At 46.1% G+C, this 15,390-nt stretch carries 15 protein-coding genes; 7 read left to right on the top strand and 8 right to left on the bottom strand.

Annotated features, from left to right (window positions below; all coding sequences use genetic code 11):
- The first annotated feature begins 68 nt into the window (after positions 1 to 68).
- The gene (locus tag Q5076_RS10480; protein WP_303013007.1) at positions 69 to 1,394 is read left to right on the top strand and encodes a PhoH family protein; all 1,326 of its coding nucleotides are present in this window, start codon (positions 69 to 71) and stop codon (positions 1,392 to 1,394) included.
- 600 nt (positions 1,395 to 1,994) lie between these two features.
- On the opposite strand, the gene Q5076_RS10475 is transcribed toward Q5076_RS10480, so the two are convergent.
- The 4 genes from Q5076_RS10475 to Q5076_RS10460 form a co-directional block, all read right to left on the bottom strand.
- Complete coding sequence (locus Q5076_RS10475) at positions 1,995 to 2,975, bottom strand: dihydroorotate dehydrogenase-like protein (protein ID WP_303013005.1); 981 nt, start codon at positions 2,973 to 2,975, stop codon at positions 1,995 to 1,997.
- A 21-nt stretch (positions 2,976 to 2,996) separates the two neighbouring features.
- The gene (locus tag Q5076_RS10470; protein ID WP_303013003.1) at positions 2,997 to 3,665 is read right to left on the bottom strand and encodes a YggS family pyridoxal phosphate-dependent enzyme; all 669 of its coding nucleotides are present in this window, start codon (positions 3,663 to 3,665) and stop codon (positions 2,997 to 2,999) included.
- Between the two features lie 6 nt (positions 3,666 to 3,671).
- On the bottom strand, positions 3,672 to 4,151 hold the full coding sequence (locus Q5076_RS10465) for a DUF4494 domain-containing protein (RefSeq protein WP_303013001.1): 480 nt from the start codon (positions 4,149 to 4,151) through the stop codon (positions 3,672 to 3,674).
- Between the two features lie 83 nt (positions 4,152 to 4,234).
- The gene (locus tag Q5076_RS10460) at positions 4,235 to 4,798 is read right to left on the bottom strand and encodes an HdeD family acid-resistance protein (protein ID WP_303012999.1); all 564 of its coding nucleotides are present in this window, start codon (positions 4,796 to 4,798) and stop codon (positions 4,235 to 4,237) included.
- A gap of 227 nt (positions 4,799 to 5,025) precedes the next feature.
- On the opposite strand from Q5076_RS10460, the gene tpx reads away from it, so the two are divergent.
- Both tpx and Q5076_RS10450 read left to right on the top strand, forming a co-directional pair.
- On the top strand, positions 5,026 to 5,526 hold the full coding sequence (gene tpx / locus Q5076_RS10455) for a thiol peroxidase (protein WP_303012997.1): 501 nt from the start codon (positions 5,026 to 5,028) through the stop codon (positions 5,524 to 5,526).
- Between the two features lie 97 nt (positions 5,527 to 5,623).
- On the top strand, positions 5,624 to 6,508 hold the full coding sequence (locus Q5076_RS10450) for a DUF3078 domain-containing protein (protein WP_303012995.1): 885 nt from the start codon (positions 5,624 to 5,626) through the stop codon (positions 6,506 to 6,508).
- A gap of 145 nt (positions 6,509 to 6,653) precedes the next feature.
- Here Q5076_RS10450 and Q5076_RS10445 read toward each other — a convergent pair whose 3' ends face one another.
- The 4 genes from Q5076_RS10445 to Q5076_RS10430 all read right to left on the bottom strand — a co-directional run bounded on the left by Q5076_RS10445 (position 6,654) and on the right by Q5076_RS10430 (position 11,482).
- Positions 6,654 to 7,304, bottom strand: a complete 651-nt coding sequence (locus Q5076_RS10445; RefSeq protein ID WP_303012993.1) for a DedA family protein — start codon at positions 7,302 to 7,304, stop codon at positions 6,654 to 6,656.
- A 29-nt stretch (positions 7,305 to 7,333) separates the two neighbouring features.
- Positions 7,334 to 8,767: a lipopolysaccharide assembly protein LapB gene (locus Q5076_RS10440; RefSeq protein ID WP_303012992.1), complete on the bottom strand. Its 1,434-nt coding sequence runs from the start codon at positions 8,765 to 8,767 to the stop codon at positions 7,334 to 7,336.
- Between the two features lie 109 nt (positions 8,768 to 8,876).
- Positions 8,877 to 10,616, bottom strand: coding sequence for a glutamine--tRNA ligase/YqeY domain fusion protein (locus tag Q5076_RS10435; RefSeq protein ID WP_303012990.1), 1,740 nt, complete (start codon positions 10,614 to 10,616; stop codon positions 8,877 to 8,879).
- 53 nt (positions 10,617 to 10,669) lie between these two features.
- Entirely contained in the window at positions 10,670 to 11,482 is an 813-nt protein-coding gene (locus Q5076_RS10430; RefSeq protein WP_303012988.1) for a phosphate ABC transporter substrate-binding protein, read from the bottom strand.
- A gap of 178 nt (positions 11,483 to 11,660) precedes the next feature.
- On the opposite strand from Q5076_RS10430, the gene pstC reads away from it, so the two are divergent.
- The 4 genes from pstC to phoU all read left to right on the top strand — a co-directional run bounded on the left by pstC (position 11,661) and on the right by phoU (position 15,262).
- A complete protein-coding gene (gene pstC / locus Q5076_RS10425; RefSeq protein WP_303012987.1) occupies positions 11,661 to 12,857 on the top strand; it encodes a phosphate ABC transporter permease subunit PstC in 1,197 nt (398 codons plus the stop codon).
- A gap of 1 nt (position 12,858) precedes the next feature.
- Positions 12,859 to 13,734 carry a phosphate ABC transporter permease PstA gene (gene pstA, locus Q5076_RS10420; RefSeq protein WP_303012986.1) on the top strand — a complete coding sequence of 292 codons (876 nt, stop codon included), beginning with the start codon at positions 12,859 to 12,861 and terminating at the stop codon, positions 13,732 to 13,734.
- Between the two features lie 9 nt (positions 13,735 to 13,743).
- Positions 13,744 to 14,502, top strand: a complete 759-nt coding sequence (pstB, locus tag Q5076_RS10415; protein ID WP_303012984.1) for a phosphate ABC transporter ATP-binding protein PstB — start codon at positions 13,744 to 13,746, stop codon at positions 14,500 to 14,502.
- 70 nt (positions 14,503 to 14,572) lie between these two features.
- On the top strand, positions 14,573 to 15,262 hold the full coding sequence (phoU, locus tag Q5076_RS10410) for a phosphate signaling complex protein PhoU (RefSeq protein ID WP_303012983.1): 690 nt from the start codon (positions 14,573 to 14,575) through the stop codon (positions 15,260 to 15,262).
- The last annotated feature ends 128 nt before the right edge of the window (positions 15,263 to 15,390 follow it).

Below are 15,390 nucleotides of genomic sequence, written 5' to 3'. Positions count from 1 at the left end.
CAATCCGGCCGTAAATGCGGGACTGACGAATGAGAGTGCAAATATCAACATTTAAATCTAAAGAAATCATGGGAACTAAGAAAAATTTTGTGTTGGACACAAATGTTATTCTTCACGACTACAATTGCCTGAAGAATTTCCAGGAAAATGATATCTATCTCCCTCTTGTCGTACTTGAAGAACTGGATAAGTTCAAGAAAGGAAACGAACAGATTAACTTCAATGCCAGAGAGTTTGTGCGTGAGCTGGATTTGTTGACGAGTGACGAGCTTTTCTCCGAAGGAGTGAAACTGGGCGAGGGGTTGGGACGTCTGTTCGTAGTTATCAGTAATGTGCCGGCTTCTAAGGTTTGGGAATCTTTTCCTGTGAGGAAACCGGACCATTTGATTTTGGCCGCTACGGAATATCTGGCGGAGAAATATCCGGATATGAAATCCATCTTAGTTACCAAAGATGTGAATTTGCGCATGAAAGCTCGTTCTATCGGGCTTCTTTGTGAAGATTATATCACCGATAAGGTCGTGAATGTAGATGTCTTTGAAAAGTCTAATGAAATCTTCGAAAATGTAGAACCGGCATTGATTGACCGTATCTATTCTTCCAAAGAAGGGCTTGATTTGAGTGAATTCGATTTCAAGGACGTGATTCATCCTAACGAGTGTTTTGTGTTGAAGAGCGACCGGAACAGCGTCCTGGCGCGTTATAATCCTTTTACCCATTCAATCTGCCGGGTGATGAAAGGCAGGAATTACGGAATAGAGCCCCGCAATGCCGAGCAAAGCTTCGCCTTTGAGATTTTAAATGATCCGAATGTGAAGCTGGTGGCGCTGACGGGAAAGGCGGGGACAGGCAAGACACTGCTTGCCCTGGCTGCAGCCTTAGGCAAACTTGCCGATTATAAGCAAATATTATTGGCACGTCCGGTGGTGGCGTTGTCGAATAAGGATATCGGTTTCCTTCCGGGAGATGCGCAGGAAAAAGTAGCCCCGTATATGCAACCGTTGTTTGACAATCTGAATGTAATCAAACGGCAGTTCGCGGCAAATTCCACGGAGGTGAAACGCATTGAAGACATGCAGAAAAGCGAGCAGTTGGTAATCGAGGCTTTAGCCTTTATCCGCGGGCGAAGTCTGAGTGAGATGTACTGTATCATTGACGAAGCGCAGAATCTGACTCCCAATGAAATAAAAACGATTATTACCCGTGCGGGGGAAGGTACGAAGATGGTGTTTACCGGAGATATCCAGCAGATAGACCAACCCTATCTGGACAGTCAGTCCAATGGCCTGGTATATATGATTGACCGCATGAAAGACCAGAATATTTTTGCACACGTCAATCTGGTGAAAGGAGAACGTAGCGAATTAAGCGAGCTGGCAAGTATGCTTTTGTGATAACGGACAAATCTGTCCGCTTGCCGTGCGGATGATTGGAAAAAAGGGAGAAACTTTTCTTGATATTGGAATGGAATCCATAGAAAGAAAAGTTTCTTCCTTATTTTAGGGAGAGTTTTTTCATTCTCGTTGTGCATGCTGATTCGGAGAAAAGGAAAAACACCGATACCAGTGCTAAAGATTACGCCGGCTTTGTTTAAATATTCTTCTCCGTATCGAGACAGGAACCAGTTACCTCCTCTTTAGCAACGGCAATAGCTATCAAGCGGAGAACCTGCCTGATTCTCTTACATTCAAAACTGTGACGGTATTTTCTATCCCATCAGATTATTCTGTGAACCTCAAAGCAAATTCTGTTTCCGGGATTTTCGGTATCTTTACCATGTATTTTTATGGAGGATTACCCCTGTTTAGGCAGACAAACCGTATTGGGGAGAATACTTAAAGAACTAAAAAAGGCAACCAGCTCACAATGAACCGGTTGCCTTATCTCTTTTATTTGTTGAATATCCCCAAAGAAAGATATTCAGCAAATTCCTCATGTTGAAATCCGATGAAGAGTAAGTTTCCCCTTTTTACGGGCATTTACTCTTTGTTTTTTTATTTATTGTTCATTCCGAAATATTTCAGGAATTGAGTGCGTTCAAATGTATTGACACCTTTTACATCCTTGATATTCAGCTTGCCTTTGAATTGGGCGATATCGGTGAATCCTTTTCTTTCCATCCAGGCGGAAAGGAAGCGGGTGGCATCTCCGATAAATGCATTGGTGTTCTGATAAATCGCACTGCACACCTCTACGGCAGAAGCACCGGCAAGGATTGCTTTTACTACTGCTTCCGGGTTTGCCACGCCTCCGGAAGCGGCATAGTCGATTTTATCTACTGCCGCAGATGCGATACCAATCCAGCGGAGGGGAGTGGCAAGGTCGGAAATCGTACTGAACACTTCGCCGGATATCTGTTCCATATTTTCAATGTTGATGTCCGGCTGATAAAAACGGTTGAACAAAACGACAGCGGCGGCGCCGTTGGCATATAACTGGTCTATCAATGCTACAGGATTAGTCAGGTTGTCTCCTAACTTCATGATAACCGGAATATTAATTGTTTTTTTGATATGGCGGAGTATGTCAATATGGCGCTGCTCGAACGAACCGTATGTATATTGGGTATCGGATTGCAGGGCCAGGATATTGATTTCCAAGGCATCCGCGCCGGCCTCCTCAATCATTTTTGCAAAACTGACCCATTCGGAATCGCTGTAACAGTTGATACTGGCGATAATAGGAATAGGGCATTCCTTTTTGCTTTCCTTGATTAAAGCCAGATATTCGGATAATTTATGTTCACGGATATATTCTTTCAGGTAGTCGCTGGCCTCCGGATAAAAAGAAGGGTCGTTCAAGTGTTCCGCCTCCAGCATAATCTGTTCTTCAAACAATGATTTTAAAACGATGGCGCCGGCGCCGTTTTCTGCCAGTTTCTTGTTTTTTCCGGCACTGTTAGTCAGTCCCGAACTGCTGATGATAATCGGGTTTCTAAGAGAAAGCCCTGCGAAAGTAGTCTTTAAATCGGTCATGGTATATAATGATTGAATTAATTAATAATTTCGTTCTCCGAAAATCTTGCTTCCTACCCGTACTAAAGTGCTTCCTGCAGCAATAGCCTCGTGATAGTCATGCGACATTCCCATTGAAAGTTCCCGGAAAGCGTCCGAATCGGCAAACCAAATCGTTTTTATCTCTTTGAAAAGCCTGTTTAACAAACCGAACTCCTGTTTAATCTGTTCAACGTTGTCCGTGTTGCTTGCCATTCCCATGAGGCCGCAGATACGGACATGAGTGAGATTTTTCCATTCTTCCGCGCTTAGCATATCTTTACATTCATCGGGGGTAAACCCGAATTTCGTTTCTTCCTGCGCTACATGGATTTGCAACAGGCAATTGACGTTCCGTCCCGTTTTGGCGGCTTGCCTGTTGACTTCCGCCAATAACCTGTAAGAATCAATTCCATGTATCATCGCCACATACGGTATCATGTATTTGATTTTGTTACTTTGCAGGTGTCCGATGAAATGCCATTCGATATCTTTGGGCAAACTTTCGTATTTAGCTGTCATTTCCTGCACTTTGCTTTCTCCGAAAATACGCTGTCCCGCCCGATATGCCTCTTCTATCGCGTCATTGGGATGGAATTTTGAGACAGCAACCAGCCGGACTCCTTGCGGGAGTTCGGCCAGCACTTGCTTTAAATTGTCAGCAATACTCATTGTCACCTATGCTTTTGACGGGTCAAACTCCGGTTTGTCGTTCGGTTCGGCGCTGTAGGGATATACATCCATCAGCGGAGTTTCGGATACCATGCCGATTTGGTAGTCCGCCATAGTTCCTTTCATGCCCTCGTCCAGTTTCTTGACCGCATCGCGCAGGTCGGCAGCCTGTACCAGCACTTGTGTGGAAGTCTTCTTCTCGGCGCCGCTTTTCTCGTCCAGCGTGATAAAGATAAGTTTACATTTGAACCAGCGGTCGGCGCTTTCTTCGTCACTGGGAAAAAGTTCGCTGTAATTGGCACGTTTAATGTCGGAAACCGTAAATTCTCCCGATATGAACGGAGTCATTTCTTCAATGATTCTCGCCTCAGCCTCCGTAAAGCTGAGAGCGTCAACAAGATATGGTTCGGTCACCTTTTTTTGCATTCCGTTTTCCATAATCTTTTCATAACGAATCTTACATTCAAACCAAGTATGCATTGCCATAGTTCTTTTCCTTTTTAATTAATTGACTCATGTAAATTGCCTACAAAGATAAACAAAATACCAAAGTAAGCGCCGAAAGCCTTTTATTTTCTTTTATGCAGCCTTTTCAGTTCAAATGAAAGCATGATACGGAACAGTCCGATGATAAGGAAAGTGAAAGAAATCATGTAAACAACATAAAGGGCCCCTATGGCAGGTTGCCATAATATCAGCAAGGAGCATAAAATGGCTAGGATGCCGAAAGCCATGTACCAGCCCCAGTCACGGGTCCCGTAACGTTTCAAATCGACGGAATAGCCGGTAGCGGAAAATCCCCGGAACATAAGCCAGAAAGCGATGATGAACGGGATAACCTCCATGCTGACTATGGGATAAGCTATCAGATAACTGCCGAGAATGACATCGATGATACCTCCCGCAATGTACCACCCCCAGCTAGGAATCCCTTTCCGGTTGCTAAGGGCGAAGATAATTTCCAGGATACCGCTAACCAGCATGGATATGCTGAATACGATACTTAAAGCTATATAACTGTTCAGAGGCGCAAACATGAGCCAGAGAGCAACAATGATATATACGATTCCTAAAAAAAGAGAAGTCCATCCGTTTTTTACAGAGTGCCGGAGCTCATTAAATTCTGTTTCCATACATTTTTGTGATTAAAATTGAATATTAGGATAATAATGTCAGATAATAACAAAATGGGGCAGGAAAAGTTTTTTGTGAACATTTTTTGGGGGAGATTTGTTTCTTATAAGTAGTAAATCAAAACCGGTTCACATGCGGGACAGGCTGCAATATCCGCCGTTCTTTGTATCTCAACCGGTTTCGGCTTACATTAATCAATGAAATAATTTTTAAATATAAATGTATTATGGCAACAACAAATTTCAAAGGACAGCCGGTGAAACTAATCGGTGAATTCATACAAGTGGGCAAGGTAGCTCCTGATTTTGAACTGGTAAAGACAGATTTGTCTTCTTTTTCTCTGAAAAATCTGAGCGGCAAAAATGTGATTCTGAATATCTTTCCGAGTTTGGATACAAGCGTATGCGCAACGTCAGTGCGTAAATTCAATAAGATGGCTGCCGGCCTGAAAGACACGGTCGTACTGGCGATTTCTAAAGACCTGCCTTTCGCCCACGGTCGTTTTTGTACAACGGAAGGCATTGAAAATGTGGTTCCATTGTCTGACTTCCGTTTTTCCGATTTCGATGAAAGCTATGGAGTGCGTATGGCAGACGGCCCGTTGGCAGGACTGTTGGCGCGTGCCGTAGTAGTCATTGGCAAAGACGGGAAAGTAGCATACACCGAACTTGTTCCGGAGATTACACAGGAGCCTGACTATGACAAAGCATTGGCTGCCGTTAAATAAAGATTTTGACCTAATAAGAATTGGTGATACAAGCGTGGCTTCCGCCAGGCTTCCATTCTTGTTAGGTTGTGTTATTTCTATACTAAACCTTGCTGATATGAATAAAATCAGGATGATGGCTCTCACCTTGGTAAGTGTGGCAGCGGGAACCGTTTTGGCACAAACAACCGATAGTATTCAAGCTTCTCCTTGGACAAAAGAGGGATTTGCCGGTTTAAAGCTGACACAAGTCAGTCTGACCAATTGGGCGGCCGGGGGAGACAACTCCGTTGCCTTTGATTTGCAGGGCACATACCAGGTCAATTATAAAAAAGGGAAACATCTGTGGACCAATCGCATCGAACTTGCCTACGGGCTGAATAAGACCGGAGAAGACGGGACAAGAAAGGCGAATGACAAGATTTATCTGAATACGAATTACGGTTATGCCATTGCCAAAAGCTGGTATGCCAGTGCATTTGCAACGTTTCAGACCCAATTCTCTCCCGGATATGACTATTCGGTCAGTAAAGATATCTCGATTTCCGAGTTTATGTCTCCCGCTTATCTGACTACCGGTCTGGGATTTACCTATGAGCCGGGGAAGATATTTACCGTCGTATTGTCACCTGCCTCCTGGCGCGGGACCTTCGTGTTGAATGAGCGCCTTTCTGACGAAGGGGCCTATGGAGTGGATGCCGGAAAACACCTGCTGTCCGGCTTCGGCGCTAATCTGAAAGGAGAAGTCAAATATGAGTTTTTAAAGAACATGACCGTATATTCCCGTTTGGATTTGTATTCTGATTACCTGCATAAACCTTTGAATATAGATGTGAATTGGGAGGTGCAGGTAAATATGATTATCAACAAATGGTTCTCGACCACGTTAACCACCAACCTGATGTATGACGATGATGTGAAGATTGCCCGGAAAGACGGGACGAAAAGGGCAAGCGTGCAGTTTAAAGAAATATTGGGTGTAGGGGTGCAATTCAATTTTTAGCTGTCCGGGTATGAGACGCCGGCAGTGCGTATGCGGCGGAACCGGACAAAAGACCGTAACCGCCTGTCTAATCGCATCCGGACGGATTGATAAGAACAGGCGGTTACGGTCTATATTATAGAACTACGGTTGTAGAACCTCTTTATTAGCTTTTCTTCTTCTTTTTCAATCCTTTATAAACGACGAATCCTACAGCCAATACAGCGATAATCAGGATGACGTAACCGATTTCATGGCTGTATTTGGTTGCCATTACATAGACGTCATTCGTCGTTTTGAGGTCTGTAAACCGGTAAATCAAGTATCCGAGTATAGCCAGGATGGTGTTCCATATTCCGGCGCCGAGTGTTGTATAAAGTAAGAACGGTCCGAGCTTCATGCCTGCCAGCCCTGCCGGGATACTGATAAGTTGGCGCACAGCCGGAATAAGACGGCCGAAGAAAGTAGAGGCCGCACCGTGTTTTCTGAAATACTCTTCCGCATGATGTATTTTTTCTTCATCGATAAGGCACATATGGCCTAAACGGCTATTGGCGAATTTATAGACAATGGGACGTCCCAGCCAACGGGCCAGGTAATAATTTGCCAATGCGCCGATATTAGCCCCTATAGTCGCGAATACGATGACGAGAAAAATGTTCATACTGTCATCTGCCATAGCTTTCCATGCGGCGGGCGGTACTACGGCTTCAGAAGGGAAAGGGATAAAAGAACTCTCGATAGCCATGAAAATGGTGACTACCCAATAATTCAGGTTCTCTAATACCCATTTGAGAAGTTCTGCTACAGATTCCATTTCTTAGAGATGATAAATTTGTGAATTAATTAATATAACTTGGTGTTTTCTCTCAGTTGTTCCAATACCTTTTTTATAAGTTCATCCTCTTTTTTATACTCAGCCCCGTCCATCAAGCTCCGGAGACCTTCTTCTTCAAGCGGGAATTTGCAAGCCTTGTTGTATTTGAGGAATCCCTCCAGGTCATTGGTTATGATGCTGATAAGACTTAGCCGTTCCGGCAAATCTTTATAATTCGGGTTTATTTTATATGCCTTTTCATAATATTTCTTTGCCTTGTCGATGTAGTCGAGTTCCGTATAAGCCACACCTACCATATACCATATAACCACGTTGGAATTGAATTCTATCGCTTTTTTGAACTCCGCCTCGGCTTTTTTCTCCATCTTTTCCGCCAGATATACCTTGCCTTCTGTCAGGAAAATGAGAGCCGATTTCGGATGGATACTCTTTGCTTTCTCGCATATCCGGTGCGCCTCTTCGTAGCGTCCCATTTTGACAGCCGCGATAGCTTGGGTGTTATACGTCTCTATCAGCAAGGGAGAATCGGCTTCTCCGTCTTTTTCAAAAAGGCGGATGACTTCGTCGCAACATTCGCTCGCTTCCTGCCATGCTTTTTCAGTGAAATAAGACATGCTCATGAATATATATCCTAGCGCCGGGGGAAGAGCCTTGTATTCAATCGCTTTTTTATAATTTTCGATGGCGTCGTCGAGGTTGTGCAGGTAAAAATAACCGTGCGCCCTGTAAAGATAGGCTTCCCCGTGTTTATCGTTGGCAGCCAACGCGAAATCACAGGCTTCGATTGTTTTTTCTATGTTGTCTATCGAAAAATAACATTTGGCAAGTTCTGTCCAATAAAAAGAGTTGTAAGGTTCCTTGTCTATCAGCTTGTTAAAATATTGGATGGCTTCCTCCGGGTGTTGTATTCCCGCCAGATATTCAGCCAGGACTGCAATGAATTCTTCTTCTTCGCTGTACAGGGCCTTTCCCTTGTTTATCCATTCTTCGGCGGCTTCCGGATACCCTGTATCCAGATACAGGTAGATGATATCCACAATCGTTTCTATCTCATGGACATTTTCTATCGTATTGATAAGATGTTGCGCTTCTTCCGGCTTGTCTTCATTCAGCAATATTTCAGCTTTCAGCATCTTCACCTGGATATCGTACGTTTCCGTGATGCAGTCTGCCACACGTTTGGCCTGGCTGACTTTTTGCATGTCCAGATAAAGGTAAGCCTGTTCAATCAATAAACTTGTGTTTCCCGGATGTATCCGGAGCCCGTAGTCGATAACTTCCTGCGCGTCCTCAAAACGCAACTCTTTCGCATACCAGTCTGCAATGTCGGCAAACTGGTCTCCGTCCAGGTAGATTTGTTTTTCTTCCGCTTTTGCTGATTCGTATTTGTAGATTAACTCGTCCAGTTCATTTTTGGTATTCTGTGAATTTTTTCTCCCCATTTTATTTATTGTTTTTGATTTTCCATCATCGGTTGTACGGATTGGCGCAGCTTACAGTTCCGTTTCCCGGTTTCCCGCCACACCGCTCCGTGTACATCGTGACAAAAGGCTATTTGTTGATTTTTCCCCATGTGTCTCTCAATCCTACCGTACGGTTGAATATCAGTTTTTCAGGAGTTGAATCTTTGTCAATGTTAAAGTAACCGATTCTTTGGAACTGTAAATAAGAGAGAGGGGGCAGGGTTGCCGCGAACTTCTCTATGTAACAATTCGGGAGAACTTTCAGTGAATCAGGATTGATGATTTCTTTCATCGCTTCCAATGCGTCGCAATTCTTGGCTTCGCGGATAGCGGCCAGTTCGTCACGCGGATTTTCCACCTTCCATAAACGGTCGTACAAGCGTACTTCCGCTTGTATGCAATGCTTGCAGCTTACCCAGTGAAGGGTTCCTTTCACTTTACGGTTGGCGTCAGGCATGCCGCTGCGCGTATTTGCGTCATATTCACAGTAAACTTCCGTGATGATGCCGTTTTCGTCCTTTTTGCATCCGGTACATTTCACGATATAGGCATTCTTGAGGCGCACCTCCTGTCCCGGTGTCATGCGGAAATACTTTTTCGGAGCCTCTTCCATGAAATCTTCCCGTTCCATCCACAACTCGCGGCTGAATTCGATGGTGTGGCTTCCCGCTTCCGGGTCTTCCGGATTGTTGATGGCCTCCAACTCTTCTACCTGTCCTTCCGGATAATTGGTAATAATCAGTTTTACCGGGTTAATGACAGCCGATACGCGAGTGGCGCGGCTGTTCAGGTCTTCCCGTACGGAACTTTCCAACAGGGCGATATCATTCAGCGCGTCATAAGTGGTGTATCCTATCTTATCGATGAATTTATGGATGGATTCGGGAGAATAACCGCGACGGCGGAAACCGCAGATAGTCGGCATGCGGGGGTCGTCCCACCCGTTTACCAGCCCTTCCTTGACCAGAGTCAGCAGATTGCGTTTGCTCATTAGCGTATAGCTGAGGTTCAGCTTGTTGAATTCTGTCTGGCGGGGGCGGTTGTCGTTCAAGTCCTTCCCTTCTTTGAGCCAGTCAATGAAAAGGTCGTAGAGCGGGCGGTGTACCACGAATTCGAGCGTACACAGGGAATGGGTGACTCCCTCGAAGAAATCACTTTGCCCGTGGGCGAAGTCGTACATCGGGTAAGCTTTCCATGCAGTTCCTGTACGGTGGTGCGGATGCTTTACCACCCGGTAGATAATCGGGTCGCGAAAATGCATATTGGGGTTTGCCATGTCAATCTTGGCGCGAAGGACCATCGCCCCTTCTTCGATTTCTCCGCTGTTCATCTTCTTGAAAAGCTCAAGACTTTCTTCAACGGGACGGTTCCGGTACGGGCTTTCCACACCCGCTTGGGTAGGAGTACCTTTCTGCTGTGCAATCTGTTCGGAAGTCTGTTCGTCGATATATGCTTTTCCCTCCTGGATTAGGCGGATGGCGAAGTCCCATAATTGCTGGAAATAGTCGGAAGCGTAATATTCGTTTCCCCATTGGTAACCCAGCCATTGGATATCTTCCTTAATGGCTTCCACATATTCCACATCCTCCTTGGTCGGGTTGGTATCGTCGAAACGGAGGTTACATACGCCGTTGTGTTTTTTGGCAATGCCGAAATCCAGGCAGATTGCCTTGGCATGGCCGATGTGAAGATAGCCGTTGGGTTCCGGCGGGAAACGGGTTTGCACTCTTCCACCATTTTTACCTTCTTTCAAATCTTTTTCTACAGCTTGTTCGATAAAGTTCAAGCTTTTCTTTTCACCTGCTTCTTCGTTTTTTATATCTGTCATAACGGTAAGTATGTTAGCTCTATGATTCAGGCTACAAAAGTAGGACATTTTTTTTATTTAACCGGAATATAACCGCTCTTTTTTATGATGTCCTGCCCCTCGGACGAGAGAATAAATTGAATCAGGGGGCTGACTTTTTTCTTATTCTTTACATTGTAATAATAATAAAGAGGGCGGACGATGGGATAAACCTTATTGGTGGCGTTCTCTGCCGTGGGAGCGGCATAGCGGTCTCCACCGTAAGATACGGAAAGTGTTTTGACACGGGGGGAGACGTATGCCAGCCCTACATATCCGATGGCCCCTTTCGTCTGGCTGACAGACTGGATGATGGCACCCGTTGCCGGCATGGAGAGGCTGCTTGCCATATAGTTTTTGTTTTTCAGTACGCTTTCTTTGAAAAATTCGTAAGTGCCGGATGAAGTCTCACGCGAGTAGACCACGATTTTACGGTCGTCTCCGCCCACTTGTCGCCAGTTGGTAATCTTCCCCCGGAAAATGTCTTCCAGTTGTTGGCGGGTCAGCCGCTCCACCGGATTGGAAGGATGTACCACCACGGCAAGGGCATCGTAGGCGACAATCACTTCGTCTATTTCTTCCCCTGCTTCCTTTATCTTCATCTTTTCGCTGAATTTGACAGGACGGGAGGCCATTGCGATGTCCGTCGTATTGTCCATTAAAGCGGAGATGCCCACACCGGTTCCTCCGCCGGTTACGGTGACACGGGCGCCCGTATGCCGGTTCATAAACCGTTCTGCCGTCTGTTGCGCGACGGGAAGCACCGTGTCGCTGCCTTTGATGCGTTGTGCGTTGGCGCCGAGCGATAACAGAGAGAGGGCGATTAACAAGTTTCTTCTCACTTTCATATTTCTTCTTTTTATCGACTTTGCAAATTAAACGTCCGGATGTTACATTTCCGTTTCATCCGGGACAGAAATCCTGTTTGTAGCACAAATGTAACACGATTGAAACATTTCCTTCAAACGTTAGTCACACCTCCTTAACAAAGAGACGCTTTCTTTGCGTCGGAAATCATAGACAAGTATGAAAAAAGCATTGGAAAAGATGATAGAGGGAGTATTGGCTTGCAGCGGTTTCGTGACAAGTATTACTATCCTGTTGATTGTGCTCTTTCTTTTCACCGAGGCTTTCGGGCTGTTCAAGGGCAAGGTGATTGAAGAAGGGTATGTGTTGGCATTGAATAAGGGGAACAAGGTGAGAGTGCTGACTCCCGCGCAGATAAAGAATGTTTTTGACGAGGAAATAACGAACTGGAAAGAACTGGGCGGGGAAGACATCCCCATCCGGGTTTTTCGTTTGGAGGATATAACGCAATATTACACGGAAGAGGAACTTGGCCCTGCCTATGAATATGCGGGCGATAAAATAACGGAGCTGGTAGAGAAAACACCCGGTATTGTGGCTTTTGTCCCGCAGAAGTTCATCGTTCGTCCGGATGCGGTGCATTTTATAGAGGACAACACGATTTCCGTGAAAGACGTGTTTGCGGGTTCCGAATGGTTTCCTACGGCCACCCCGGCACCGCAGTTCGGCTTTCTGCCGCTGATTGCCGGTACGTTGTGGGTGAGCCTGTTCGCTATCCTTTTCGCCTTGCCGTTCGGGCTTTCGGTTTCTATCTATATGTCCGAAGTGGCGAAGCCGAAAGTGCGGAACTGGCTGAAACCGGTTATCGAGCTGTTGAGCGGCATTCCTTCCGTGGTCTATGGCTTTTTCGGATTGATTGTCGTTGTTCCGCTGATTCAGAAGTTGTTTAATCTTCCGGTAGGAGAGAGCGGGCTGGCGGGAAGTATCGTGCTGGCTGTAATGGCATTGCCTACTATCATAACGGTGACGGAAGATGCGATGCGCAACTGTCCGCGTGCGATGCGGGAGGCAAGTCTGGCACTGGGCGCTTCACACTGGCAGACGATATACAAGGTAGTCATCCCTTATTCCATTTCAGGCATTACGTCCGGGGTGGTGTTGGGTATCGGGCGTGCCATCGGAGAGACGATGGCGGTATTGATGGTAACGGGGAATGCGGCGGTGATTCCGACGACGATTCTTGAACCTTTGCGTACCATTCCGGCTACCATCGCCGCCGAACTGGGTGAAGCCCCTGCCGGCGGCACGCATTATCAGGCGTTGTTCCTGCTGGGTGTCGTGCTGTTCTTCATTACGTTGATTATCAATTTTAGTGTGGAATATATCTCCTCCAAAGGATTAAAACATAGTAAATAAGATGGAAATACGAAGTAACAATAAAGCCAAACGCCGTTCGCAGAAGCTTGCTTTCGGGATTTTCCGGTTGTTGAGCCTTTGCATAGTACTGATATTGTTTGCAATTCTGGGATTTATCATCTATAAAGGAATCGGTGCTGTCAGTTGGGATTTTATCACCTCGGCCCCTACGGACGGAATGACGGGTGGCGGTATCTGGCCGGCTATTGTCGGTACTTTCTATCTGATGGCGGGGAGTGCGCTGTTTGCATTCCCGGTGGGAGTGATGAGTGGGATTTATATGAATGAATATGCGCCGAAAGGCAAGCTGGTACGTTTCATTCGGGTGATGACTAATAATTTGAGCGGCATTCCTTCCATCGTATTCGGATTGTTCGGCATGGCGCTGTTCGTCAATTATATGGGGTTCGGAGACAGCATTCTGGCGGGTTCCTTGACGTTGGGGCTGCTTTGCGTGCCTTTGGTTATCCGGACAACGGAGGAGGCTTTAAAAGCGATTCCCGACAGTATGCGTGAAGGCAGCCGGGCGTTGGGAGCGACAAAATTGCAGACGATTTGGCACGTCGTCCTTCCGATGGGGATGCCGAATATTATCACGGGGCTGATTCTTGCCTTGGGACGTGTTTCGGGAGAGACGGCCCCCATTCTGTTTACCTGCGCCGCTTATTTCCTGCCCCAGTTGCCGGCGAATATACTGGAACAGTGTATGGCGTTGCCTTACCACCTGTATGTGATTTCTACGAGCGGGACGGATATGGAAGCGCAGTTGCCGTTGGCATACGGCACGGCATTGGTGCTGATAATGATTATCCTGTCGGTGAATCTGCTGGCTAATGTCTTGAGGAAGTATTTTGAGAAAAAAGTAAAAACAAATTAAATTGGGTATATGGGTACGATAAAAATAGATGCGCGCGGTGTGAACTTCTGGTATGGCGGCTTTCATGCGTTGAAAGGAATCGATATGCAGATTGAAGAAAAATCAGTGGTTGCTTTTATCGGGCCGTCCGGTTGCGGCAAATCTACTTTCCTCCGGCTCTTCAACCGGATGAACGATTTGATTCCGGCCACCCGCCTGGAGGGGGAAATCCGTATCGACGGGCAGAATATCTATGCGAAAGGGGTGGAAGTGGACGAGCTTCGCAAAAATGTAGGGATGGTTTTCCAGCGTCCCAATCCTTTTCCGAAAAGCATATTCGAGAATGTGGCTTACGGGCTTCGCGTCAACGGAGTGAAAGATAATGCTTTCATTCGCCGGCGGGTGGAAGAGACATTGAAAGGAGCGGCGCTTTGGGATGAGGTGAAAGATAAGTTGAAAGAGTCGGCTTATGCTTTGTCCGGCGGACAGCAGCAGCGTCTTTGCATTGCCAGGGCGATGGCGGTGTCTCCTTCCGTATTACTGATGGACGAGCCGGCATCTGCGCTTGACCCTGTTTCTACGGCTAAGATAGAGGAGCTGATTCATGAGTTGAAAAAAGACTATACTGTCGTTATCGTTACGCATAATATGCAACAGGCCGCCCGGATAAGCGATAAGACGGCGTTTTTTTATATGGGGAAAATGGTGGAATACGGAGATACGAAAACGATTTTCACCCATCCGGAGAAAGAGGCTACGCAGAACTACATCACGGGACGTTTCGGATAACCGGGAGAGGGCGGAGCCGGAAAAGACGGCAAACGGAATATTAATCAATTAATTTATATATGCAGAAGTTATGGTAAAGTTTATAGAATCGGAACTTGTTTTGTTGAAGAAAGAAATCAGTGAGATGTGGACATTGGTATATAACCAATTAGACCGTGCGGGCGAGGCTGTCTTGACGCTTGACAGGGAACTGGCCCGGCAAGTGATGGTCCGTGAACGCCGGGTGAACGCTTTCGAGTTGAAAATAGACAGTGACGTGGAAGATATTATCGCGTTGTATAATCCGGTAGCCATTGATTTGCGTTTCGTATTGGCTATGTTGAAGATTAACACGAATCTGGAACGCTTGGGAGATTTTGCGGAAGGAATCGCTCGTTTTGTGATGCGTTGCAAAGAGCCGGTACTGGATGCCGACCTGGTGGCGCGGCTTCGTCTGGGCGAGATGCATGCGGAAGTGCTTTCAATGTTGGAGCTGGCAAAACGCGCCTTGAATGAAGAGAGCATAGAGATGGCGACTGCCGTATTCGGGAAAGACAATTTGCTGGACGGAATCAATGCGCAGGCTACCGAAATCCTTGCCGATTATATTGTTGAGCATCCTGAGACGGCGCATACATACATCGAGCTGGTAAGTGTTTTCCGTAAACTGGAGCGCTCCGGCGACCATATCAACAACATCGCCGAAGAGATTGTCTTTTTCATTGATGCCAAGGTCCTGAAACATAGCGGAAGGGTAGATGAAAACTATCCGGACAAGTAATTTTTTTGCAGATTTTTAAACAGAAATTAGAGCTCCTTAAAAAATAACCCTATATTTGTCCGCTGTAACGGGTGGGTTACGGGCGTTTTTGCGTCAAATGATAATAAATCCAAAGATTTTTCAAAAAG

Origin of the sequence: uncultured Bacteroides sp. (genome assembly GCF_958445495.1) — a bacterium.
In the GTDB taxonomy this organism is placed as follows: Bacteria; Bacteroidota; Bacteroidia; order Bacteroidales; family Bacteroidaceae; genus Bacteroides.
This window is presented reverse-complemented; position numbering and strand designations above follow the sequence as displayed.